At 68.6% G+C, this 23,954-nt stretch carries 22 protein-coding genes; 9 read left to right on the top strand and 13 right to left on the bottom strand.

Annotation, left to right across the window (positions count from 1 at the left end):
* Positions 1–187: 187 nt before the first annotated feature.
* Positions 188–2,107: a helix-turn-helix transcriptional regulator gene (locus tag Pka01_RS17465; RefSeq protein ID WP_203883836.1), complete on the top strand. Its 1,920-nt coding sequence runs from the start codon at positions 188–190 to the stop codon at positions 2,105–2,107.
* Between the two features lie 15 nt (positions 2,108–2,122).
* Here the strand turns inward: Pka01_RS17465 and Pka01_RS17460 are convergent, their stop codons facing one another.
* A complete protein-coding gene (locus Pka01_RS17460) occupies positions 2,123–3,175 on the bottom strand; it encodes a CU044_5270 family protein (protein ID WP_203883835.1) in 1,053 nt (350 codons plus the stop codon).
* Entirely contained in the window at positions 3,168–3,782 is a 615-nt protein-coding gene (locus Pka01_RS17455) for an RNA polymerase sigma factor (protein ID WP_203883834.1), read from the bottom strand. The genes Pka01_RS17460 and Pka01_RS17455 overlap by 8 nt, the downstream gene beginning before the upstream one ends.
* A 260-nt stretch (positions 3,783–4,042) precedes the next feature.
* Here Pka01_RS17455 and Pka01_RS17450 point away from each other — a divergent pair, with 260 nt between their 5' ends.
* Positions 4,043–4,603, top strand: coding sequence for an RNA polymerase sigma factor (locus Pka01_RS17450; protein ID WP_203883833.1), 561 nt, complete (start codon positions 4,043–4,045; stop codon positions 4,601–4,603).
* A gap of 28 nt (positions 4,604–4,631) precedes the next feature.
* Positions 4,632–5,099: a hypothetical protein gene (locus Pka01_RS17445; RefSeq protein ID WP_203883832.1), complete on the top strand. Its 468-nt coding sequence runs from the start codon at positions 4,632–4,634 to the stop codon at positions 5,097–5,099.
* 13 nt (positions 5,100–5,112) lie between these two features.
* Here the strand turns inward: Pka01_RS17445 and Pka01_RS17440 are convergent, their stop codons facing one another.
* From Pka01_RS17440 to Pka01_RS17410, 8 genes are all read right to left on the bottom strand, one after another.
* A complete protein-coding gene (locus Pka01_RS17440) occupies positions 5,113–5,883 on the bottom strand; it encodes a peptidoglycan-binding protein (RefSeq protein WP_203883831.1) in 771 nt (256 codons plus the stop codon).
* Positions 5,867–5,998 carry a hypothetical protein gene (locus Pka01_RS41265; RefSeq protein WP_275414472.1) on the bottom strand — a complete coding sequence of 44 codons (132 nt, stop codon included), beginning with the start codon at positions 5,996–5,998 and terminating at the stop codon, positions 5,867–5,869. The genes Pka01_RS17440 and Pka01_RS41265 overlap by 17 nt, the downstream gene beginning before the upstream one ends.
* A 178-nt stretch (positions 5,999–6,176) precedes the next feature.
* Positions 6,177–6,965, bottom strand: a complete 789-nt coding sequence (locus tag Pka01_RS17435) for a ferredoxin reductase domain-containing protein (protein ID WP_203883830.1) — start codon at positions 6,963–6,965, stop codon at positions 6,177–6,179.
* Positions 6,966–6,972: 7 nt separating this feature from the next.
* Positions 6,973–9,075, bottom strand: coding sequence for a hypothetical protein (locus tag Pka01_RS17430; protein WP_203883829.1), 2,103 nt, complete (start codon positions 9,073–9,075; stop codon positions 6,973–6,975).
* Positions 9,072–9,428, bottom strand: coding sequence for a hypothetical protein (locus Pka01_RS17425; RefSeq protein WP_203883828.1), 357 nt, complete (start codon positions 9,426–9,428; stop codon positions 9,072–9,074). The genes Pka01_RS17430 and Pka01_RS17425 overlap by 4 nt, the downstream gene beginning before the upstream one ends.
* Before the next feature lie 671 nt (positions 9,429–10,099).
* Positions 10,100–10,666, bottom strand: coding sequence for a Pycsar system effector family protein (locus Pka01_RS17420; protein ID WP_203883827.1), 567 nt, complete (start codon positions 10,664–10,666; stop codon positions 10,100–10,102).
* A gap of 106 nt (positions 10,667–10,772) precedes the next feature.
* A complete protein-coding gene (locus tag Pka01_RS17415) occupies positions 10,773–11,168 on the bottom strand; it encodes a nuclear transport factor 2 family protein (RefSeq protein WP_203883826.1) in 396 nt (131 codons plus the stop codon).
* A gap of 29 nt (positions 11,169–11,197) precedes the next feature.
* Positions 11,198–12,874, bottom strand: coding sequence for a class I adenylate-forming enzyme family protein (locus Pka01_RS17410; RefSeq protein ID WP_239115073.1), 1,677 nt, complete (start codon positions 12,872–12,874; stop codon positions 11,198–11,200).
* A 304-nt stretch (positions 12,875–13,178) separates the two neighbouring features.
* On the opposite strand from Pka01_RS17410, the gene Pka01_RS17405 reads away from it, so the two are divergent.
* From Pka01_RS17405 to Pka01_RS17380, 6 genes are all read left to right on the top strand, one after another.
* Positions 13,179–13,709: a nuclear transport factor 2 family protein gene (locus Pka01_RS17405; protein WP_203883825.1), complete on the top strand. Its 531-nt coding sequence runs from the start codon at positions 13,179–13,181 to the stop codon at positions 13,707–13,709.
* Complete coding sequence (locus Pka01_RS17400; RefSeq protein WP_203883824.1) at positions 13,709–14,449, top strand: SDR family oxidoreductase; 741 nt, start codon at positions 13,709–13,711, stop codon at positions 14,447–14,449. The genes Pka01_RS17405 and Pka01_RS17400 overlap by 1 nt, the downstream gene beginning before the upstream one ends.
* The gene (locus Pka01_RS17395) at positions 14,446–15,195 is read left to right on the top strand and encodes a VOC family protein (RefSeq protein ID WP_203883823.1); all 750 of its coding nucleotides are present in this window, start codon (positions 14,446–14,448) and stop codon (positions 15,193–15,195) included. The genes Pka01_RS17400 and Pka01_RS17395 overlap by 4 nt, the downstream gene beginning before the upstream one ends.
* A complete protein-coding gene (locus Pka01_RS17390; RefSeq protein WP_203883822.1) occupies positions 15,192–16,328 on the top strand; it encodes an NAD(P)H-dependent amine dehydrogenase family protein in 1,137 nt (378 codons plus the stop codon). Before Pka01_RS17395 ends, Pka01_RS17390 begins: the two co-directional genes overlap by 4 nt.
* On the top strand, positions 16,325–17,926 hold the full coding sequence (locus tag Pka01_RS17385) for an AMP-binding protein (RefSeq protein WP_203883821.1): 1,602 nt from the start codon (positions 16,325–16,327) through the stop codon (positions 17,924–17,926). Before Pka01_RS17390 ends, Pka01_RS17385 begins: the two co-directional genes overlap by 4 nt.
* A gap of 189 nt (positions 17,927–18,115) precedes the next feature.
* Positions 18,116–20,047, top strand: coding sequence for a Xaa-Pro dipeptidyl-peptidase (locus Pka01_RS17380; protein ID WP_203883820.1), 1,932 nt, complete (start codon positions 18,116–18,118; stop codon positions 20,045–20,047).
* 102 nt (positions 20,048–20,149) lie between these two features.
* Here the strand turns inward: Pka01_RS17380 and Pka01_RS17375 are convergent, their stop codons facing one another.
* From Pka01_RS17375 to Pka01_RS17365, 3 genes are read right to left on the bottom strand one after another with little or no spacing between them, the layout of a single operon-like run.
* Complete coding sequence (locus Pka01_RS17375) at positions 20,150–21,166, bottom strand: winged helix-turn-helix transcriptional regulator (protein WP_203883819.1); 1,017 nt, start codon at positions 21,164–21,166, stop codon at positions 20,150–20,152.
* 20 nt (positions 21,167–21,186) lie between these two features.
* On the bottom strand, positions 21,187–22,701 hold the full coding sequence (locus Pka01_RS17370) for a carotenoid oxygenase family protein (RefSeq protein WP_203883818.1): 1,515 nt from the start codon (positions 22,699–22,701) through the stop codon (positions 21,187–21,189).
* A 15-nt stretch (positions 22,702–22,716) separates the two neighbouring features.
* Positions 22,717–23,940 (bottom strand): acetyl-CoA acetyltransferase, encoded by a 1,224-nt coding sequence (locus Pka01_RS17365; RefSeq protein WP_203883817.1) that lies wholly within the window; start codon positions 23,938–23,940, stop codon positions 22,717–22,719.
* Positions 23,941–23,954: the final 14 nt, after the last annotated feature.

Here is a 23,954-nt window from a genome sequence, read left to right as displayed (position 1 = left end):
GGCGTTCGCCCGATCTTGGCCCGAGAGCGCTCTCCGGTCAAGGGTCCGCGTATCCGGAGTCAGGATTCCCTGCAAGATCCCTCACGTCCGCGGACACGACGGCGTGAACCCACGCGCACCCGGCGTGGACCGTTCCCACGGCCGAACCGTTATGTATCAGGACGGCTCCGGCCTGCTCTTCATTCACATGGAGGATCCTCGGGACAAGTGGCCGTTCGGCGGGCGCGCGGCCGAGCTCGACCTGATACGCGAAGCCCTTCGCGGCGACCGCCGCGGCATCGTCGTCAGCGGCCCGGCCGGCGCCGGAAGGAGCCGGCTCGCGGCCGAATCCGTCGCCGGTCTCCCCCACGCCTGGGTCACCGGGACGCGCGGCACCGCGCCGCTCCGCTTCGCGGCGTTCGCCCACCTGTTGCCCGGCGCGGCGGCGGACTCGCTCAGCCGGGCCGTGGCCGCGTTGAGCCCGGTGCGCGTGCTCGTCGTGGACGACGCCCATCTCCTCGACGACGCGTCGGCCGCCCTCGTCCACCATCTGGTGGCGTACCGGCGGGCCCGCGTCCTGCTCACGACGACGGACGGCGTGCCCGCCCCCGACGCCGTCCTCGCGCTCCGGCGGCAGCACATGCTCTCCCATCTCACCGCCGGTCCGCTGCCCGCGGCGGAGATGGGCCAGATCCTCGCCGGGGTGCTCGGCGACCACGTCGAGTCGCTGACCGCGCGCCGGCTGCGCCGGGTGACAGAAGGGAACCTGTGGCTCCTGCGCGAACTGGTCGCCGCGACGCTCGAGACGGGCGGGCTGCGCCGTGTGAACGGCGTGTGGCGGTGGCGCGGGCCGGTTCCCATGACGGGCCGTCTCAGGGACCTGGTCGGGGCCGCCATGGGCGAGGTCGACGACTCCGAGCGGGAGGCGCTCGAGCTCGTCGCGTTCTGTGAGCCGGTGGACGCCACCGCCCCCGGTGCACCTGTCGCCCCGCTGGAGCGCCTCGAGGCGAAGGGGCTCGTCGTGACGGACGGCGACCTGCTCGTACGGCTGGCCCACCCGCTCTTGGGTCCCGCCGTCCGCGCCGGCGTCGGACGTCTGCGCGCGCTCCGGTTGAGCCGTACGGCACCGCCGCACGCCGACCTGTCGGCGGAGCTGGCGGCCCAGTGCGCGGAGCTGACCGCGCTCGGCCACTCCGGCGACGTGACGCGGGTCGTCTCCGGCGTGGGCGAACGGCTCACGGAGGAGGACGAGGGCTGGGACGAACCCGGCATGGCCGACTTCTGCGCACGCCGGGCGTGGATGGCACGCCTCCGCGGCGAGCTCAGGGAAGCGGTGGCCTGGAGCAGCGAGGGGCTGCGGCGCTTCCACCTGCACGGGCCGTGCCTGGCGGAGTTGGCCTGCGCCGCCGCCCAGTCCGGCGACCTGCTGACGGCCGAGGACGCGCTGAACCTGTGGCCGCAGGACTCGCCCGGCGTCCTCACCCCGCCCGCCTCGTTCCTCACCGCCCGCGCGTGGCTCCTCGCCGCGCGAGGCGAGCAGGACGCCGCGGTGGCGTCCGCCCTGGCGGCCGCCCGATCGAGCAGATCGGGCGGCCGCCTGCCGGACGAGTTGTCCGCCCTGCACGACGTCGTGCGGATCGGCGCGCCCGGTCTCGTCGCCGACCGCCTCAGGCGGCTCGCCCGCACCCTGCCGGGACACCTCGCCCCCCTGCTCGCCGACCACGCGGCCGCTCTGGCGGCGGCGGACGGCCCAGCCCTCGACCGGGTGGCCGGACGGCTGGCCGAACTCGGCCTGCTGCTGCACGCCGCCGAGGCGGCGAGCCACGCCGCGAAGGCCCACCACGACGCGCGGCCGGCCGACGCCTCGATCGCCTACGCCGCCACGCTGGCCCAGGCCTGCCAGGGCGCCCGGACGCCCGCCCTGCTGGGCCTCGCGACCCCTCGCCTCACCCCTCGGCAGCGGCAGATCGCGGGCCTCGCCGCGGCGGGGCTCACCAACCGTGAGATCGCCCAGCGGCTGGGGCTGTCCATCCGGACGGTCGCCAACCAGCTGTGCCGGGCGTACGAGAATCTCGGCAGCAGCGACAGGACAGCGTTGGGGCAGCTGATCAGCCTGGCGTCCGGCTGACCTGCCGCGTGTCCGTCACTTCGGACGACGGCCCGGTGCGGCGACCGGGACGACCTCGCTGCGGGTGAAGGAGGAGATGACGGTGCCGGCGGGCAGCGGGGGCGAGTTCCGGGGGTCCTTGGCGGGATTGGCCGCCGGCGGCTTCGCCGTCCCGGGCTTGGACTTGTGGCCGGGCGGAACCTTTCCGTCGCTCACGTCGACCCACCCGATCATGCGATATGTCACCGGGTCGAGCAGCAGTGCGTGAGTCGGGCTCGGGAAGACGCCGATGGCGGTACGCCCGGGGGCGTACTCCACCGCCGGCCTGACCTCGACGCCGGGCAGTCGCCCGAGCGCCCGGTAGAGCGCGGCCTGGACTCGCGGCGGAGCACCCGCCAGTGAGTTCCACACGAACTGCTCGATGCTTCTGAAGGCGAACTCGTCACGGCTGAGTCCGCCGTCCTCCGGTGGCGATCCGGCCAACTCGTAGAGTGCGTCGATCATCGCGTCCGGATCCGTCGGCAGCGACGCGAGCAGCCGGTAGGCGCCGAGCGGTGTGCCGTCCTGCGGGCCCGTTCTCGAATGGGTCCAGACGACGAGCTTGCCGGTCAGGACGTCGGCGTCCTTCATGCCGTCGAACGTCTCCCACGTCTCACTGGTCGTGAGGGCGGTTCCGTGCCGGTAATCGAACGCCTTGTAGTACAGCCATTGCTTGGGCCCGAACGCGCGCTGCGGCCGGCCCTCGACGGCCGTCGCCGCCTTGTTCAGCATCACGGTGGCCGCGCTCAACTGGTAGGCGGGGGGCCGGGGTGCGGCGCCGCCGCCGGCGTCCGGCAACCCGACCACCACGCCGGCGGCGGCGACCGCCGCGACGAGGGTCAGTCCGCCCGCCACGAGCGCGGGCCGTCGCGCCGGGAACGCACGCGACCCCGCCCGGGAGGCCGGCCGGGACACGGGCGACGAAACGGGCGACGCAACGGGCGACGAGGCGATCGCGGCGCACAGCCGTTCCCTGCCGGCTGCCAGCCGGTCGGGTGAGCTCTCCGGGGCGTCGGCTCGCATCGCCCGGACGGCCTGCAGATCATTCATTGCCGATCTCCTCACTGATGGAAGCGGGGTTCTGCCCGCCGAGAGCCTCCGACGCCTTCTTCCGCGCGCGGTGCAACCGCGAGCGCACGGTGCCGACCGCGATGCCCAGGGCCTCCGCGGTCTCCTCGTGGGAGAGCCCGGCCCATGCGACGAGCAGCAGGACCTCCCGGTACTTCGCCGGGAGCCCGGCGATCGCCTCGGCGAGCCTGCGCTGCGCCGCAGCGGCCGAGACCTGCTCGTCGACTCGATCGGAGTAGGTCTGGGCCACGGGATCGACTCCCGTGCGGGCGAACGCGTGGAACATCCGCGTCTCCGCGCGGCGGTGCTTGCCGACGAGGTTGGCTGCGATCCCGTACAGCCACGGCCGGGCGTCGGCCCGGTCGGACCGGTAGCGGCCCCGCTGGCGGAACGCGTCGAGGAAGGTGTCGGCGACCACGTCGTCGGCGACGTCCGCACCGAGCCTGCGGGTCACATACCGGTGGATGTGCGCGGCATGACGGTCGTAGAGGACGGCGAACATCTCGGGCTCGCGCCCGGACCGTTCGATCACCTCGGCGTCGGTCGGGGTCTGCCGCGCCGTGGGGGGCGGGTACGGCTCAGTTATCATCCGGTCTCCGATTTCTCGTGCGAGGCACGCACCAGGTTCACCGGCTATCACCCGGACGGCCCGGGTCCGTTCCCGACCGGATCCGCACCCGCTGCCGTGGCGTGGCGGAACGGCGGGGCGACCGCGCCCGGCACCCGGATGGGAGCTGTCCGGGTCCATCGTGCCGCGACCGATCTCGAAGAGGTATCGCCCCTCACGCGGCAGGTCCCCCGCGTCGTACGATGACGCTCCCGGATGCACCCGACGTAAGGGCGTGCCGCGTGGACATCGACTCGACCGGCGCTCTCTTCCAGGCCGCGGCCAAGGGAGACGCCTCGGCGTGGGAGGCGCTCGTCGGCCGTCTCAGCCCGCTCGTCTGGTCCGTGGTCCGCGCACACCGGCTGATCGACGCCGACGCCCACGAGGTCTTCCAGACCACGTGGTTCCGGCTCGCCGACAACCTCACCCGGATCAAGGAGCCGGACAAGATCGGCGCGTGGCTGGCGAGCACCGCCAGGCACGAGTGCCTGAAGGTCATCCGCGGCTCCCGCAGGGTCGTACCGACCAGCGACATCGACGTCCTGTCGCCCGAGGCCGACGACCGCTCCCCCGAGCAGGCCGTCCTCGACGCCGAGGAGAGCGCGGGACGGGAGGCCACGCTGCGCAAGGTCTGGCAGGCGTACGAACAGCTCTCGGAGAACTGCCGGCGGCTGCTCCGGGTTCTGATGGCGTCGCCCCCGCCGAGCTATGCCGAGGTCGCCGCCGGGCTCGGCATGGCGATCGGGAGCATCGGCCCGACCCGGGGGCGGTGCCTCGGGCAGCTGCGAAGGCTGCTCGCGTGACGGCGCGGCGGGCCGGAGGACCGGCGGCGTGAGCGGCGACGTGGAGCCGGGGGGCCCGGAGCGCGAGGACACGGACCTGGAGGAGTCGCTGCGGCGGGCCGCGCAGCTCTTCGACCCGGTGCCGGTCTCCCTCATGGAGGTCGCGGTCGAGGCGTTCCGGTTCAGGACGGTCGACGCCGAGCTCGCCGAGCTGACGTTCGACTCCCTCGCCGGTGCGGCGGCCGTCCGCGGCCCCGCGCAGGCGCGTGTGCTCGGCTTCGGCGGGCCGGGGGCCGGCCTCGATCTTGAGATCACCGCGGCCGGGGCGTCCCTCCGTGTCGTCGGCCAGGTGACGCCGCCGGCTCATGTGGTGGTGGAGGTGCGGGGCGACGCCCCGGTGTCCGTCGGCACGGACGCGTTCGGCCGCTTCACCGTCGACCGGGTTCCGCCCGGTCCGCTGAGTTTCCGCTGCCGCGTCGGCGACGCCGTCTTCACGACGGAGTGGGTGACAGTCTGACCTTTCCGCGCGGTCAGGGCGTGAGCCTGGCCTCCCACAGGGCCACCCACGTCCGCTTGTCCACGGCCCCCGTCGGGTCGAGGCTCTGGCCGGTCTGGAAGCTCCTGACGGCCGCCTTGGTGTCCGGGCCGAAGTCGGCGTCCACCCCGGCCGGCCCGAGCGGGAACCGCCGGCGGCGGAGCTTCTCCTGGACGCGCCGCACGTTGGCGCCCCTCTGCCCCTGCTTGACGGTGCCGGGGAATCCGGGTGCGTCTCCCAGTTCGGCCAGGACGGCGGTGAGCGAGAGATTCGGGACGGACGGCTTCCCGTCGTACGCCGGGCGGCCGTAGCCCACCACGAAGGCGTCCGTGCGCCGGTTGCGCACGCAGGCGTCGCCGATGTTGCCGTCGATCGTCTGGATGTCGCGTGCCGAGCGGACCTTCTCGACGGTGGCGACGTGGTCGATGGCGTCGATCCCGCCGCCGCCCGACCAGTCGAAGAAGACGATGTCGCCGGGGCGGATCCCGGCAGTCCCCTTGTGCCACCGGTCGTCGTCCTTGAACCACTGGGCGTGGGCCACGGTCCAGGCGAAGTCGCCGACCGCGGCGAGCATGTCCTTGCCGCCCGCGGCCAACGCGCACTGGGCGATGAACATGTCGCACCACGCGCCCTTGTCCCAGGGGTCCGCCGGCCGCAGGTCCTTGCGTTCGCGGTAGGAGGCTCCGAAGACGGTCCTCATGTTCGCGGGCTCCCGGTACCCGAGGTACCGGGTCATCTCCTTCAGCAGTTCACTGGGTCGCGGCATCGTGCGCCACCTCGCGATCCATCTCGTCGTAGTCGGGTTCCGCGAAGTCCTGGGGCGGATCGTCGGGTGACGGGTCCGGCGCAGGTCGCGGCTCGACGGGCAGGTGTTCATCCATGTCCTCATATGACCGGCAGGTGGGCGTGCCGGTCATGAGTACCCCCCTACTCCATCGGGTCCACCGCCGTCCCTCCCGAAGAGCCTGCCCCGGAGAACTGCGAAGCAGGGAAGCTGACTCTGTGGGGGGGTCAACCCTGTATAAGACCGTTGCGCCCACAGCACTGTCCGGTCAAATCCTAATTAGTGTCCGCGGAATTACCATTCAGACTGCTCAAGCTATTGGCAAGATCCTCGCGCTCATAGCCGTTGAAAAAGTGCCCCAGCTGGCTGAGTAAAATCTCCCTATGTTGAGCGCTTAAGGGCCCAAGGAAGTCCTTTATTAGCTCAGCGATACGCTCGATCATCAGGGCTTCCCCTGGAGCAGGGATCGATCCCATACCATCATGAATCAATCCAACAACTTGCTCAAAATTACTACCCATCTTGAGCAGTTCTGGCAGTTTATCGGCTCTTCCGTCCAACCACCATAGTCGAGCGATTTGAGCGTCAGAGAGAAGATGATCGCGTACGTAGCGCGCTTGACGCGCCTTCATCTCAAAAACCGCTTCAGTTAATGCATTATCGCGCAACACCTTCTCGAATTCTTCGGCGTAGGTTTTCGTCTTCTCGTCTACCCAAAGCTTAACCTGCACAGACGCCAAACGATGATCAATGCCGGGCGAATTTCTATAAACGGCCATCTCAACCTCGCCCTGCACTTCCTCTACCGAATGGACTGAGAATCCGCTGGTCACGCGCTCCAGAATATCGCGAATGCGACGGTTTACCTTGTATGTCTCCTCTATACTTGGAGGCTGGCTGTCAGCCGCTATCGTCCATGTAAGATCAAATGAAGCCTCAAAATAGGCTTTCGGCAAAGAACTTGGGAGGGAGCGTACAGTGAAGCTGGTCTGATGACGATAGTGCAGGGAAGTTCTCTCGTATGTCGGAATCAGCAGCCTTTTGATCCACGCCAACAGGCCCATAGCCCTCCTACATTTCCCGATATACATCGCGCGACAGCCGGCTCCATAGGCCAGGTCGCAGCTCGCCTAATTTGACAAGCAGCGCATCGTAAATTAGCTCGCGAGGAAGCTCCGACGGTTGGTTAAACTCGAGCGCCCACCGCCGGACGAGAGGAACAATAATCCCGACATCATAACTGCTCTTGCATGCCATCGCGAAGATTTCAACGATAACGCTATTTGACGCTTGAGCTTGGGCTGCGGACTCTATCCATGCAGTTGCGATATCGGAAGCGCCAGCCACAGTGTCCGAGTTCCGAAGCGTGGCTCGCCACCCCTGAGCGAGTAGATCGATGAAATCCTCGTTTGTAGATGAGTCGGGAATAAGTACAAATCCGTCATCTGTGCGAATACTAGCCAGAGTAGCGAAGGCAAGAGCTCCCGTTGTTTGACGGTCAAGCGCACTTCTGGTCCAATCCACAACCTCCCAAAGGACAGGCTCACGTAGATCGTCATGTCTTCCTAGTTCGGCGAGGGCTGCGCACACAGTTCCTCTGACTTTGAGAGAGTCACGACCTGCTAGGTGCCGTAACCGCGTCAATGCTATACCTGGGAAAAATATCCCCAGTCGCCCGCCGCAGACCTCTGCAACTGCAACCTGGACTTCCTCGGGTGTTGACGGTGCGATTGACCACACATATAAAGAATGTCGAATGCTCCGCCCCACCTCAGTACTCAACGCCGCATTATCTAGGAGCTGTACGGCTCGTACTCGACTCGACCGCTTGCCCGCCCAATTCGTTACAGCATTTACTATCAAATCTGGGGAGCCATGAGACTCTGCCAGGTTCAGTAGCACGGTTCCTATCTGGTCATTATCGATATCGGCACCCAAGGCGACGAGCCATGAGTACAGATGCTTGCGCAAATAGACGTGGTCTTTCCAAATGTAGTCGAGAACAGGCATGGCGTAATCGGATCTACGAAAACGAATTGTGTCGTCGATTAGCTCTGCATCGATTGAGGCAAGTAACTCAGATACGCCTGAGCCAAACTGACCACGACCAGGATAGATTTCAATTTCTAGCAGCTCGACTAGCCGTTCCGTAGCGGAGAACACGGCATCTACCCGCGCTCCTTCTAAGGCTGCCACAGCAAGCAGCAGCGCCCGATCATAATCGGATTTTCTAGCATTAGAATCATTGAACGCGTTTCTCAGATCAGCGCTTGCCCGGTCAGAAAATTCAGCAAGGACCTCTTCGATCACTTCTAGAGGTATACGATCGGTCCTTATTGCCTTTTTCTTGGCCAGAATGGCGAGACGTACGGCCTCTCGTGTGGTGACTCCCTGAAGGGCCTCCTTCACTTTTGGGTGGTCGGAAAATTGATCTGCATACCACCTTGAGACGGCGCATGTAAGGTGGGATCGCAATACCGACTGTGCGCTTGGCCCGATCATTGGCACCACCGCATCATCATCGGGATCGAGAAGACGACATTCCCGAGGCGTCGCAATAACGACAAGGCAGGATGAAGCGGCCCTTATGCGTGCTACGTAGTCTCGGAGCACTTTAGAAAGCTTCGAAACAGCTCCATCCTCAATCTCACCAAGATCTATTAGATGGCCTTGTCCATTCTTGGCGATTAAAGATCGATCGAGAGCGTCTTGATCGAGAATGATTTGTACGGGATGTAGATGCGTGGCTTGTATTGCGTTAACTGCAGTTATGAGTCGACCAGTCCCTGCATCTCCAGAAAGGACGACAAATCTATTTCTGCGGAGGAGATTCTCTACCTCACTTGCCTTGTCCGAACCGTTCCGGTCTATGCGAACGTAAGTATCACTCATTTCCTGCAGAACATCGGCATGTAGCACTCGAGTCGCGACGTTCTTTCGCGCCTCGCCCAGGTTTACATTGTCGATGCGAGAGCCGACAAAAGCGGCTCCTATAGCTTCCCGAAAGATTGCCTTCGAGAGCAAGGGTTCTTCCGGCGCTAAGTCAGACTCATGACGCTCATCATCAGGGGTGTCTCCGTCCTTTCTTCTCTCAGTTTCGGCTACTTCGGGATCCGATACTGTCTCAGGCTCGCGTGCGTCCTCCGATGCGGAAGGTGCGTCAGCATCTATCACGACTCCTGCTCCTTCGATCGACGAGAGTCAAAGAACCATTCTGGGAGATCGAGATGGACTCCGTCGCTAATCTGATTAGCAGTGATATTCTGCCCCACGTTGCCATGAAAAACAGCTGACGTGGCGGCCGGTGTCGGCTCAGATGACTTTTGTGCCGTGGTTCGCCGGACTGGTTCTGAGTCTGTGGCGTGATGAGAGCGGCGCGGTACGTATAACCACGCCGATTGAGCGAAGCCTTTATCGTGGACTTCTGCGGTGACAGGTTCGAATTCCGTTTCGTGCAGTTGGGTGTATCCACCCTGCACGACATCCTCGTAGACGCGCTGAGAGATAATCGCACCGACCAGAGTCACGTCGGGCTGGCTCCGCCTTAACGCCTCCCTAAGTGGTGCGGAATCCAGCAATCTGCATACATATATAGTCGGCTCACTGATTCGGTCCCGTAGTGCATCACCTTCATCATGTACGGGACCGATATGAATGCTGACCCGTAGTCGCAGATCAAGGTTACGTTCCCTGGCGCGCAGGTTCGGGGCTAGCTCATGGAGCACGTCCTGTAGACGCGGTACTAATTGATCAACCAAGTCTGGAACGTATTTCGTTTTGGTCCCGAAGATATATCCATCCCCTGTGGTCTGGGGGAATTTTCGTTGCTCCCAGACCTGGGGCAGTCCGCACCGGGTTAGCGCAATTTGCAGTATTTCGGGTATGGCGGCGCTTAGATCGGGCAGGTGGACGCTACGATTCTTACTGAATTTGACACAGTCCACGGCGACTAATCCACGATATGGCGGAAGTCGTCGTCTGGAGACGTCTACTGGTATCTGATTCACGCGCTGCCCCTCGCCGTAGCCGTAGAACGCTGGTGTCGACCCCGTCGAGAGTCGAAGCGTAAAGAGTCGGTCGTGGACGCCTGCTCATAGGCTTATCCATACGTTGATTGCCACGCTTTGACAACTCACAGAGAGGATAATTGAGCGTTTGTCCCCTTTGCCCGAACCTCGATCCGTTGTCGAACGCCAGGTCAGCGGATCAGGTTGTTGATCGATACAGCCATGAGCGTCGCCACCAGTGCGAGCAATAGCAGCCAGAAGCCCCACCGGACGAGGCGGTACTTGCGCCGGACGATACCCGACACCAGACGGAGTTGATCAGACACCCTCGCGAGGTCCCGCGTACGTGATCTCCGGAGTGCTTCGGCGATTTCCTCGGTCGTGTCATGTAGTGAGATGTCCGCCCAGTAGGTCACGGTTCCATGGTTCACGGCGCCCCATCTCCTCGTGCGCGGATAGACGGCGCCCGCTAGGCACAGAAGCGCCAAGAGCGCTGCACCAGAGCCGATCCACCACAGCCACTCGACTTCGTTCGAGAGTGAGAAGGGCGACCAACTGCCGGCGAACAGTCCACCTGCGGTGGCGCCAAGTCCGAGGCCGACGATTCCTAGTAGCACTTGGGCCTTGGCGTCCGCTCTGTTCAGTTCCTCTCGCGCTTCACTGAGGAGTTGTGCTCCGTAAGCGCAGGCATCTTCCTCTGCCGAAAGGTGCGGGTTCGAATGTGGCTGTGCCAGGGCAGTGAGGATTCGGCGAAACATGGCTTGACCTTCCCATGAACAAGGCCAAGTAGCGGAGCTGGAGCAATCGAGAATTACGGGCGGCCTGCCGTGCGAAGCAACGGGGCAGAGGTGTGTCGAGCAGCCATCAGTGCGCGAAGTCGGCGGTCAGCCCCATGCCGCGCAGCAGCGTGGGCCGGTCGTAGTACTCCAGCCACTCGGTCACGTGTCCGTCCTCAACGGACAGCACGCCGACGGCGGGCACCTCGCCGTGATGGCCCTTCAGGTCGAACACGTCCCGCCGTTCGATGAAGACGCGGCCGTCGACGACGCCCATCGCCTTGATCTCCAGCGTGATCCGCTCGAGCCCGTCCGTGAGCGCGGCCAGTCGCGCACGGATCGCGTCATGGCCGACGATGGGGTCCTGCATCACGCTGTGGAGCACGCCGTCCGGGGCGAAGAGCTCCACGACCCGCTCCCAGTCCATGGTGTTCCACGCCTCGACCATGTCGCGGGCCACCTGCAGGCGCGCGGCGTCGTCCATCTCGTCTCCTCCGCTGTGTGTGGGGGGTGTCAGGCGATCTCACGGCGGAGTTCGCGCTTGAGGACCTTCCCGACCGGGTTGCGCGGCAGCACGGCCCGCACCTCCAGCCGTTCGGGCAGCTTGTAGGAGGCGATCCTGGCCGCGCGCAGGTGCCCGAGCAGGTCGTCGAGGGTGACCTCGGCGCCTTCCTTCGGCACGACGACCGCGCAGACCCGCTCCCCGAGCACCTCGTCCGGATACCCGACGACCGCGACGTCCGCGACCCCTGGATGGCCCGAGAGCAGTCCCTCGATCTCCGCGGGGGCGATGTTCATGCCGCCGCGGATGATGAGGTCCTTGGCCCTGTCGACGTACCGGAGGAACTCCCCGCGCTCTCCGTCGATGACGAAGACGTCACCGGTCCTCAGGTAGCCCTGCTCGTCGAACGGGTCGGGCAGGCGCTCGCCCTTCAGGTAGCCGGCGAAGACCGTCGGGCCCTTGAGCCGCAGCTCCCCGGGGCGGCCCGGCTCGGTGACCTCCTCGCCGGTGTCCGGGTCGACGAGCCTGACCGACACCTGGCGGGCGATCCGCGAACTCCACGTCACGCCCGGCGCGCCGTACCGGGGGAAGTAGCGGGCGCGCTGCTCGGGGTCGGGCACGTCGTGGGGGTCGGTCAGCAGCGCGATCCCCTCGTTCGAGCCGAAGAAGTTCACGATGCCGATCCCGTGGACGTCCTGCCAGCCCTTCACCATCGAGGGCGGCAGCGGCGCGGAGCCGGACCCGATCAGGCGGAGCGAGGAGACGTCGGCCCGGGCCAGCAGGTCCGTGCGCGCCAGCAGCAGCGACAGCAGGGCCGGCGGCGCCACGGTGTACGTCGCGCGTTCCTCGGCGATCTGCGCCAGGAAGGTGGGCAGGTCGAACGGATGATGCTGGACCAGCACGCCGCCCACCCGCAGCCACGGCAGGAACATCCCGTTGATCCCCGCCATGTTCACCATGGGGAACGGATTGAGCAGCACGTCGTCGCCGGTGAGCCGGGGTGCGTCCACTGTGGCCCAGCTCATCGCCAGCCAGTCGTAGTGGGTGCGCGGCACGCCCTTTGGCGTGCTCTCCGTCCCCGACGTCCAGCAGATGGTGACGCAGTCGTTCGGGTCCGCCGGATGCGCGGCCGCGTGGTCCTCGACGAGCCGGCGCGCCTCGCCGGGGTCCGTCCCGGCCAGCTCGGCGTCCAGCGCCTCGCCGTACGCGAGGACGGTGTCCAGGCCGGGCAGAGCGGCGCGGACCTCGTCGGCCGGGCGGCGCTCGCCGAACGCCGCGACGGTGACGAACGCCGCGAACCCGGCGAGGGCTCCCAGCTCGGTGACCTCGTGCTCGCGGTACTGCACCGGCAGCGGCGAGACCACCATCCCGAGACGCCAGCACGCCAGGTAGACGGTGACCAGTTCGACGGTGTTGGGGAGTTGCACGCCGATGACGTCGCCCGCGCCGAGCCCGTGTCGCAGGAGGACGGCGGCGAGGCGGTTCACCTCGGATTCGAGCTCCCGCCAGGTGAGCCGCCGCGGCGGGAGACCGAGCAGGTCGTCCTTGTTGCGCGGGTCGACGAGGGCGAGCCGGTCGGGCTCCGCGCCGACCCGGACGCGGAACAGGCCGTCCATCGTCTCGTCGCTCCACCAGCCCAGGCGGGTGTACTCCTCGACCCGCTCCGGCGTGTGCAGTCCCCGGGTCACCGGTGGCCCCCTCTGACGCCGGCGCTCGCCGTCGCGGCAGTGCCTCTGCGCGTTCTGTGCATCCCGACGTCGCTCCCCTGTGAGTTCCGTACGGCTGCCGGCACTGTGTTGCCGGTCACAGCGTTACTACAGCAGACAGAGTGAATGCGTCAACGGGTCGTTGCCCGCCCGAAACTCGTCCGCGATCGGCCCTGGCCCGTGTAACTCTCTTAGTTGTAGCGTGATGCCGGGCCCGTCCCGTCGGCCGCTCCCCCGGACGAAGAGACGGCCACATCGTGAGGCGGAGACGGTGAGGAGGCCGGGCATGCCGGACCGGTTGCGGGAGCTGCTCGACAAACAGGACATCTACGAGGTGCTGGCGCGCTATCTGCGCGCGGTCGACCGGGGTGACATCGAGGGCGTCGCCGCCTGTTACCTCCCCGGGGCGACCGAGGACCACGGCGGCGTTTTCAGCGGAAGCGCCGCCGACTACGTCGCGAGCGTCGCCCCGGTGGTGACCCACCCGCGGGGCCGGACCATGCACTGCATGACCAACGTGCTGATCGACCTGGGCGACGACCCGGACATCGCCCAGGCCGAGTCGTACGTGACGACGTTCACGCGGGTGCGCACTCCGGACGGCCCCGGCCACTCGTTCGTCGGCGCCCGCATCATCGACAGGTTCGAACGGCGCGAGGACCGGTGGGGCATCGCCCACCGCACGCTCGTGTGGGAGTGGAACCACGACGCACCCGCCAGCGAGACGTGGATCTTCGGCATGCTCGCCCCCGACCCGGCCGTGCTCGTACGCGGCGGCAAGCATCCGGACGACCCCGTGTACGGAGGGGTGGCCTGATGATCGAGCTGGCGGGACGGGCCGCACTGGTCACCGGCGGGAACAGGGGCATCGGCAGGGCGTTCGTCGAGGAGTTGCTGGCTCGGGGGGCGGCCAGGGTCTACGCGGGCGCCCGCGACCCCGGCGACGTCGCCGCCGGAGCCGTGCCGGTCCGGCTCGACGTCACCGACCTCGGCCAGGTCGCCGCCGCGGCCGGCGTCTGCTCCGACGTGTCCGTGCTGATCAACAACGCGGGGCACTTCGCCAATCGGCGCCTGGTGCTGACCGACGACCCGGACGCCGCCAGGACCGAGATGGAGGTCAACTTCTTCGGCACGCTCAACATGATCCGCGCGTTCGCGCCGGTGCTCGCGGCCAACGGCGGCGGCGCCATCGCCAACGTGCTGTCCGTGGCGGGCATGGTGCCGACGCCGTTCATGGGCGGGTACTCGACGTCGAAGGCCGCCGCGCTGTGGCTCGGCACCATCGCCAGGGCCGAGCTGGAACCGCAGGGCACGCAGGTCACCTCGCTGATCGTCGGCTCGGTCGACACCCGGATGGCCGCGCACGTCGACGGACGCAAGGAGGACCCGCGCGACGTCGCGCGGGCCGGCCTGCGCGCGGTGGAACGCGGCGAGAGCGTCGCCGACACCGACTGGATGGCCGTCGACGCCCGGGCGCGGATGGCCCGCGACCCCGGCCGCTACGAACGGCAGCTGGCGAAGCTGCTGCACGCGCCCACCTTGAGAACCGGACGATGAGCGCGCCCGAACTCGTCCAGGCCACCGTCGCGGTCCACGACCTCGAAGACGCCGGGATCCGGGAACGGCTGGGGCTCGTCCCGGGGTTCTCCGACCCCGAGCTCGCCGCGTGGGCGATCACGAACGAGGTGTTCACGCTCGGCGACACCTATCTCGAAGTGGTCGCCCCTTCCGGCCCCGGGTCCCGCCTGCACCGCTTCCTCGAGGACGGAGCAGGCGGCTACCTGGTCGCGTTGCGTGTCCCTGACTCTGCGGCGCTCGCCGGACGGTGCGCCGCGATGGGCGTGCGCATCGTGCACCGGCAGGACCTCGCCGGAGCGGCGATCCTCCAGCTCCACCCCGGCGACCTCGGCGTCCTCGTCGAGGCGGACGAGATGCCGCCCGGACGTGCCTGGCACTACGACACGTGGGACACGCCGGGCCGCTCACCGGGCGCGCGGGCGGGCGATCTGGTCGCCGTCGACGTGGCCGTCGCCGATCCCGCCGGCACGGCGGCGACGTGGTCCCGCCTGTTCGGCCTCCCCGTCGAGGAGTCCGCGGTGGACGGCGACCCCGAAGGCGGCGCGGCCCGGGGCCGAGCCGTGCGGGCCGGCCGCGGGCTGATCAGGTTCGTCCCCGCCTCGACCACCGGGGGCGGACGCGGCCTGGTCGCGCTCGACCTGCGAGCGCCCGAGGCCGGCGTGATCGAGACCGCCGGGCTGACCATCCGGCTCTTCCCTCATGAGGTCATCGGAGGAACAGCATGACCATCCGCGTCGTCCAGTGGGCCACCGGCGCGATCGGCAAGACGTGCCTGCGGGCCGTGCTCGACTCGCCCGAGCTCGAGCTCGCCGGGCTCTTCGTCTACGGCGACCACAAGGCGGGGCGCGACGCGGGCGACATCGCCCGCCGACCTGAGACCGGGATCATCGCCACCCGCGACAGGGACGAGATCCTGGCCGTCCCCGCCGACGTGGTCGTGCACACGCCGCGGCTGCAGGTGCCGTACGAGACGCACGACGCCGACATCCTCGCACTGCTGCGTTCCGGCAAGAACGTCATCACCACGGCGGGCAACCACTTCCCACGCGCGCACGGCCGAGAACGCGAGCGCATGTTCCTCGCCGCCTGCGCCGAGGGCGGCACCACACTGTACGGCGTGGGCATCAGCCCCGGCGTCATCGGCGAACGGCTGGCCCTCGCCCTGTCCGGCGTCTGCCTGGACCTGGACCGGATCGTCATCGACGAGGTGCTCGACGCTCGCAGGATGCCCGATCCGAACTTCGTGTTCGACGTGATGGGCATGGGCTCCGACCCCGCCGCGATCGACCTCGGCGATGGCGAGCTACCCCGGCTGTACGGCCGGCTCTACACCGAGACGCTGGCGTTCATGGCCGAGCGCCTGGGCCTCACCGTCGACGCCTACGAGCCCGACCACCACGTCGAGCCGGCCGTCCGCGACCTGGAGGTGGCGGCGGGGACCATCAGGAAGGGCACGGTCGCGGCCACCGAGTGGCGCTGGCACGCGCTGTCCGCGGGCCGGCGCGTGCTCACCCTGTCCATCGTCTGGACCATGGATCCGGCCATGCCGCGCTACGCCGGGCGTGACCACTGGACGGTGACCGTGACCGGCAGGCCGGGACTCACCATGACGCTGAACCTGGTCGAGCCCGACGACCCGGTCAGCCGGACCACCGCCGCGCAGTTCGTCACCGCGGGGCCGGTCATCCGAGCGATCCGTGACGTCGTGGCGGCCCCGCCGGGCATCTTCGAGCCGCCCGTCTTCGCGCCGTACACCTTCACCTCCGACGGCGCCTCCGACGGCGGCGCCATCAGCACCGCGGAGACCCTGAACACCACTCCGAACACCACCCAGTACGCCGCCGAAGGGGCATCGTGAACAGCGCACTCAGGACCGGCCCGGACGCCGCCTACGCCCTGCACGCCGACGGCACGCGCGTCGACCGGCTGGCCGACATCGTGCGCCGCCGCGCGGCGGCCACGCCGGATCTGCCCGCCGTCATCGAGCCGGGCAGGACCACCACCCACGCCGAACTCGACGCGCGCTCCAGCCGGGTGGCCCAGGCCCTGCTGGCCGACGGCGTGCGTGCGGGCGACCGGATCGCCTACATCGGCGTCAACGCCGCCTCGTTCCTCGAGGTCCTGTACGGCGCGGCCAAGATCGGCGCGATCGCCACCGCGGTGAACAACCGGCTCGCACCTCAGGAGGTGGCGCGGATCCTCGCCGACGCCGAGCCCGCCGTGCTCGTGCTGGGCGCGGGCGACGGACGTCTCACGTCCGCCACGGCGCCGTCCGTCGTCAGGGTCGTGACCGCCGAGCCCGTCGCCGGCGCGACGCCGTACGAGTCGTGGATCGCCGGTCATCCGGCGACCGACCCGGGGTTCCGGCCCGATCCGGACGCGCCCGCGGTGATCTTCTACACCTCGGGGACCACCGGACTGCCCAAGGGCATCATGCTGACCGGCGGCAACCTCGGCCGGGCGCTGGCCACCATGCACTACGAGATCGACTTCGACGAAACGTCGGTGGCGATGGCGCCGATCCCCTACTTCCACATCTCAGGCTTCGGCCTGGCCCTGATCGCCGCCGTGAACGGGGCGGCCATCCTCCTGGAGCACGCGACCGCGCCCGAGGACCTGCGCGACCTCCTGATCACCCGCCGGGTGTCCCACGCGGTCCTCGTGCCCACGCTCATCCAGCGCCTGGTCTCGCTCGACGGCATCACCGACGAAGACTGGTCCGCGCTCAGATACGTCGTCTACGGCGCCTCGCCGATCCCCCTGCCGGTCATCGTCCGGGCGACCGAGACGATCGGCTGCCGGTTCCTGCAGAGTTACGGCCTGACCGAGTCGACGGGCGGCGTGACCGTGCTCAGCGCGGACGACCACCTGCCCGGCCCGGGGCAGGAACGCCGGCTGCTGTCCGCCGGCAGGCCGATGCACGGCGCGCCGGTCCGGGTCGTCGACCCCGCGGCCCTTCCGGGCGAGATGCGCGACCTGCCGCCCGGCGAACGCGGCGAGGTGCTCATCGGAGGCGGTCAGGTGATGGCGGGCTACTGGCGCAACCCGGCCGCGACCGAGGCGGCCGTGCTCCCCGGCGGCTGGCTGCGCACCGGCGACGGCGGCTCGTTCGACGAGGACGGTTACCTCTACCTGCACGACCGGCTCAAGGACATGATCGTCAGCGGTGGGGAGAACGTGTATCCGGCCGAGGTGGAGAGCGTGCTCACCGCGCATCCGTCCGTGGCCGAGGTCGCCGTGATCGGGGTGCCCTCGCAGGAGTGGGGCGAGGTGCCCCATGCCGTGGTCGTGCTCCGGGCGGGCGGCGAGCAGGTGACCGCCGAGGACCTCGTGGCCTTCGCGCGCGAGCGCCTGGCCCACTTCAAGTGCCCGCGAGGCGTGACGTTCGCCGGGGAACTGCCCCGCAACGCCAGCGGCAAGCTGCTGAAGAACCGCCTCCGCGAGGCCCAGTCCTGACCCGGAAACGCGGTCTCCCCGATCACCGGATGTGATCTTCCCCCATACACAGGGTGCACCTTCTGCCCCAAATGTCACACGCTGATCGCAAGGAGGTGTACAAGCCGTAAAGGGATCTTGTCAGGCATTCCATGCAGGGTGAGAGTTGCGCGCGATCGTCCCTTTTTCCGGTAATCCGGGAGGATTTGCGTGCTTGTTTCACGTCGGCGAGGCGTCTCAGCCGCTCTCGCCCTCTCAGCCGCGCTGGCCGTGGTCGCGGGGACCACACCGGCCCACGCGTCGGCACAGCCCAGAATCAAGGTCGAGCGAGGAGTCACCCAGCCGGTCTTCTCCTACGCCGACGCGATCCGCGAGTACGTCTACGTCGAGTCGAGTGTCGACAGCGACGGCGACGGCGCGAAGGACCGCGTCCGCGTCGACATCATCCGGCCCAAGGAGTCCGACAAGGGCCTCAAGGTTCCCGCGATCATCGACGAGAGCCCTTACTACGACAACTCGGGCCGGGGCAACGAGGCGGAGCGCAAGACCTACGACGCCGACGGAAACCCGCTCAAGTTCCCCCTGTTCTACGACAACTACTTCGTGCCGCGCGGCTACGCCGTGCTCAACGTGGACATGATCGGCACGACCAGGTCCGACGGATGCCCGGACATGGGCGGCAAGGCGGACGTCCTCGGCGGCAAGGCGGTCATCGACTGGCTGAACGGCCGCGCCAATGCCTACGACGCCGACGGTGACCGCGTCAAGGCCACCTGGAGCACCGGCAAGGCCGGCATGATCGGCAAGTCGTACGACGGCACGCTCGCCAACGCCGTGGCCGGCACGGGGGTCGAGGGGCTGACCACCATCGTGCCGATCAACGCCATCAGCTCGTGGTACCGGTACCAGCGGATGAACGGCGTCGTCTACAACTTCAACTACCCGTCCTATCTCTCCAACGCCGTCGACACCGATCCCGACGCCAAGTGCGCGGCCGTGCGCACGGCCCTGGACGCGGCGGCCGGGGACGACACCGGCAACTACAACGCGTTCTGGAAGGAGCGCGACTACCTCCACGGGACGATCTCCGACGTACGGAAGGTCCGCGCCAGCGTCTTCGCGGTGCACACGCTCAACGACCTCAACGTCAAGACCGACAACCTCTCCACGTGGTGGGACGCTCTGGGCGACAGGAACGTGCCCCGCAAGATCTGGCTCGGGCAGTACGAGCACGTGGACCCGTTCGACTACCGCAGGGACGTCTGGGTCGACACACTGCACCGCTGGTTCGACTACTGGCTGCAGGGCGTGCAGAACGGCATCATGCGCGAGCCGCGGGCCGACATCCAGGCGGGCCCCGACACCTGGATCACGCAGAAGGACTGGCCGGCCCCGCACACGGACGAGGTCGCGCTGCGCCCGGCCGCCGACGGCACCCTCGGCCTCGCCAAGGCCGACAAGGGCACGACGGCGACGTTCACCGACCTCAGGCAGTCGGAGAACGCCATGACCGCGGACGTGGGCACCCCGGCGGCGGGACGCGCCGCGTTCACGACCGGCGAGCTCCCCGGCGACCTGCGGATGTCCGGCACCCCCGAGGTGTCGCTGAAGGTCTCGCTGGACAAGCCGACCTCCAACCTCACCGCGCTGCTCGTCGACTTCGGCGAGGAGGCCCGGGTGGACTGGCGGACCGGCGGCGGCATCACGACCAACACCGACGAGACCTGTTACGGCGAGAGCACGGAAGCCGACGACGCCTGCTACCGGACGACCACCACCAACGTGGCGACCCGGCCGCTGGAGATCGTGGCCCGCGGCTGGATCGACGTGCAGAACCGCGACTCGCTGACGACGTCGTCCCCCCTGCCCGCCGGGGAGTCCGCCACGGTCACGTGGAACACCCTGCCGCAGGACTACACCTTCAAGAAGGGCCACCGGCTGGGCGTGATCCTCGCGGGCACCGACTCCAGCTACTCGCGTGACACGGCCACCGGGACCAACGTCACGGTCGACCTGGCCAGGAGCAGGATTTCCCTGCCGTTGGTGAGCGACAAGCCAGGCGGCCACGGCTTCGGCGGCAAGCACGGCTGGCACGGCCCCGCCAGGGTGGACCTGCCGACCCCGCAGGCACGCCTGTTCTGATCCCCTGACCCGTCCCGACGCGGCGGAGCCCGGCCCCCGGGCTCCGCCGTACGGGCCGAGGTCTCGGGCTCCGCCGTACGGGCCGGGATCCTCGCCGGCCGGTCAGGCCGGGCGTTCCACCACGACGTCTGTTCCGCGCAACGGCGTCGCGCAGGCGTCGCAGGTCAGCTGGGCACGGAAGGCGCGGCCGCAGCCCCGGTGGGTGTAGACGAGCGCGGGCCCCTCCTCCGCCTGGAACCATCGCTGGCCCCAGTCGATCGTGGTGATGACCACGGGGAAGAAGGCCCGCCCCTTCTCCGTCAGGTGGTAGCTGAGCCAGTCGGCCCGCTCCTCGCTCGGCGCCTGCTCGAACACGCCGAGGTCGCAGAAGGAGCGCAACCGCTCGGCGACGATCGTCGGCGGGGCGCCCAGCCGCTGCTCGAAGTCGCGGAACCGGTGCAGACCCTGGAACGCCGCCCCCAGGATGGCCGCCGACCAGCGGTTGCCGATCAGAGCCATGGTCTGGGGGAACATCCCCGCGCCGCCCTCCGACGTGGAACCGGACCGCCGGCGGGTCGTCGCGGCGGGGACCGACCGCTCCCAGGTCCCGCTCGGGCCGAAGCCGCCGATGACGTCGCGCGGGCGCACCGCCTCCCCGCAGGCGGCGCACGCCAGGATCGGCAGGAACTCCTTGCCGCACGTGCGGTGGACCATGCGCGGCAGCGACTCGACGTGTTCGGGCACCCACGCCGACTCCCACGCCCAGATGGTCAGCAGCACGGGCCACAGGTCGCGCCCGCGCTTGGTCAGCCGGTACTCGAACCGCCTGCCCTGGGCCTCGTCCCCCGTCTTCTCCAGGATCGCCATGCCCGTGAGCGAGGCGAGCCTGCGGGTCAGCACGGCGTGCGAGATGGGCATCGCCTTTCGCCACTCGCCGTACCTGCGCACCCCCATCAGCGCGTACCGGAGGATGAGCAGGTTCCACTCGTCGCCGACGAGCCCCAGGGTCAGGCCGACGGCGTTGGCGTGGCCCGCGGGCAGCCGGGTCGGCCGATCCGGTGGATGGACGAGCACGTGCGTCTCCGTCTTCGTGCGGTCCGGGCCGCCGTCGACGCGCCGCCCGGCCCACCGGGCCGTCATCGGAATCCCCCGCGCCCGCATCAGAGCCGCAGGGCCCGGACCGGTGAGTCGGCCTCCCGCCAGCCGGGGATGGAGTCCCCCGACGCCCAGGTGGCGTGCGTTCCGCTGGAGACGCGCTCCGGCAGCCGGATCCTCGCCACCGGACCGTCGGCCACCCGCGCCGCGTCGAAGATCAGACACTCGGATCGATCTTCGTTCATGTCGGTCGTCAGCGTAACAAGATAGCCGTCGTCCTCGGCGGAGGCGCCCGTCCGCGGCGCCATCGCGGGCTCGCTGCCGTACACGCCTTCCGGCAGGCGGAAACGCTCCTCGCCTCCGGTCACGAGGTCGTGCCTGACCAGGCCGTCGAACAGGAACCAGCCCTCGGCCCCCGTGGCCGCGTAGGCGTACCGGTAGTTCAGGCCGCCGTAGGCGTTGTTGACCACGCCGAACTCGGTGATCGAGTCGGACAGCCGCTCCTCGCGGCACCGCCCGGTCACCAGGTTCAGCCGCCAGCGGTGGAGCGTCGTGCGCATCCGGTCCAGCGCGAGGAAGCGGAACATGCGCTGGTAGTGGCCGCCCTCGCCGGTGTCCTTCGGCTCGGGGTCGCCCTGGAAGAAGCCGTCGAGGACGATCTCGTCGCCCTCCTCGTACGCGTTGACCCAGTGCAGCACGTACGTCGGGTCCGCCTCGAACCACCGCACCTGCGAGGAGTCGCCCCTGCGCGGGATGACGCCGAGGCGCGTCGGCAACTCCGGGTGGAACCTGGCCGCGTACAGACCCCGCGCCATCAGCTCCGGCTCCCAGAACAGCGGGCAGTCGTTGAGGATCGCGTAGTTCTCGGTGAAGGCCATGTCGTGCGGCAGGCGCGGCCCGGGCAACGGGATGTCCACGTAGTGGCTGAGCCGGTCGTCCGCGCCGACGACCCCGTAGTGCATGTACGGCTCGGCCGTGCCGTAGTTGAAGAACAGCAGCTCACCGGTGCGCGGGTCGACCTTGGTGTGCGCGGAGACGCCGCAGTCGTAGGGGAAGCCGCCGCCCCAGTCGGCCTTGCCGAGCGTCTCCAGCGTGAGCGGGTCGAGCCGGTAGAGGTCGCCGCACTGGTAGAAGCTGGTCAGGGCGACTCCCGCGTGCACGACGACGTCGGTGCTCGAGGCGTCCTTCATCCGGCCGCGCGCGCCCCAGCCGTCCTCGCGGGGGGACCTCGCGGGCCGCTCGGCGATGCCCGCCCAGAGCGGTCCGCCCGCCTCGGCCTCGGCGAGGAGGCCGTCGGTGCGCACGAACCTGTTGCGGTAGAACGCCCTGCCGTCCCGGAAGCCCACGACGTGGACCATGCCGTCGCCGTCGAACGGGTGGTAGCGCTCAAGGGCGGGGTGCACGGGGTTCTCGGTGTTGCGCAGGTAGACGCCGTCGAGGTCGGCGGGGATCTCGCCGACCACCTCCAGGTCGTCGGCGCGCCATTCCGTGGTCTGCGGCCGCCACGGCCCGGTGCGGTACGGATGATCGTCATCCTCCGGCAGGGTCGACAGGACCCTTCCGACGACGTCGACGTCCACGGGTCTCTCCCTCGCTCAGTCGGCGCCGACGACGAAGCTGACCGTCGTCGTCGTGCTGCCGCCGATGTTGAGCGTGCCGAACCGGCGCGCCCCCTCCACCTGGTAGTCGCCCGCCCGGCCGGTCACCTGACGGGCGGCGTCGAGCACCATCCGCACGCCGGTGGCGCCGACGGGGTGGCCGCCGCCGATGAGCCCGCCGCTCGGGTTCACGGGGATGCGCCCGCCGATCTCCAGATCGCCGCCCTCGATCGCCTTCCAGCTCTCGCCCGGGCCCGTGATGCCGAAATGGTCGATGGCCGCGTACTCCGACATGGTGAAACAGTCATGGGTCTCGATGCCGTCGAGTGCGTCGACGTCCGCGATCCCGGCCCGGGCGAACGCGTCGAGCACCGCACGCCGCACATGCGGCAGCACGTACGGGTCGCCCGCGCTGCGGGCCAGCTTCTGTGCCAGGGGCAGGCCGACCGTGCGGTGACCCCATCCGAGGACGCGGGCGAGCGGCCCGCGTGCGAGATCGGGCCTGCGGGCCAGGAACCGCTCGCCGACGAGCACCACGCCGGCGCCGCCGTCGGTGATCTGGCTGCAGTCGGTACGGCGGAGCCGTCCTTCGACGACCGGGTTGGCCGTGTCGTCGGCCTGGAAGCTCGCCTCGGTGAAGGTCCAGCCCCGCGTCTGCGCGTTGGGGTTGGCCCGGGCGTTGCGGAAGTTCAGCTCGGCCACCGCGCGCAGGTGGGAGTCGTCGAGGCCGTACCTGCGGTCGTACTCGTCGGCGAGGGCGCTGAACATGTACGGCCACATGAACCGGACGTCCTCGCCCTCGTGCCCGACCCAGGCGGCGGCGCCGAGGTGACCGGCGGCGTCGTCACCGGAGACGGTGCGCTCCAGTTCGAGACCGAGCACGAGGGCGCAGTCGTAACGACCGGCCTCGATGTCCGCCATCGCGGCGAGGACGGCGACGCCTCCCGACGCGCAGGCGGCCTCGTGCCGCGCCGCGGGGATCTCCCAGAGCTCGGGGACGACCGTCGCCGGCATGCCGCCGAGTTGCCCCTGACCGGTGAACAGCTGCCCGAAGGCGTTGCCCACGTGGATCACGTCGACGTCGTCGGGTGAGAGCCGGGCGTCCTCGAGCGTGCCGCGCACCACCTGCCCGGCGAGATGGTCGAACCCCTCACCGGCTCGGGACCAGTTGCGCGCGTAATCGGTCTGGAATCCGCCGAGGATCCACACGGCTTCCGGCATGGCCGCACCTCCCT

This window comes from Planotetraspora kaengkrachanensis, from assembly GCF_016862895.1.
GTDB lineage: Bacteria > Actinomycetota > Actinomycetes > Streptosporangiales > Streptosporangiaceae > Planotetraspora > Planotetraspora kaengkrachanensis.
The sequence above is the reverse complement of the archived record's forward strand: the minus strand, read 5'-3'. Positions and strand labels throughout refer to the sequence as shown.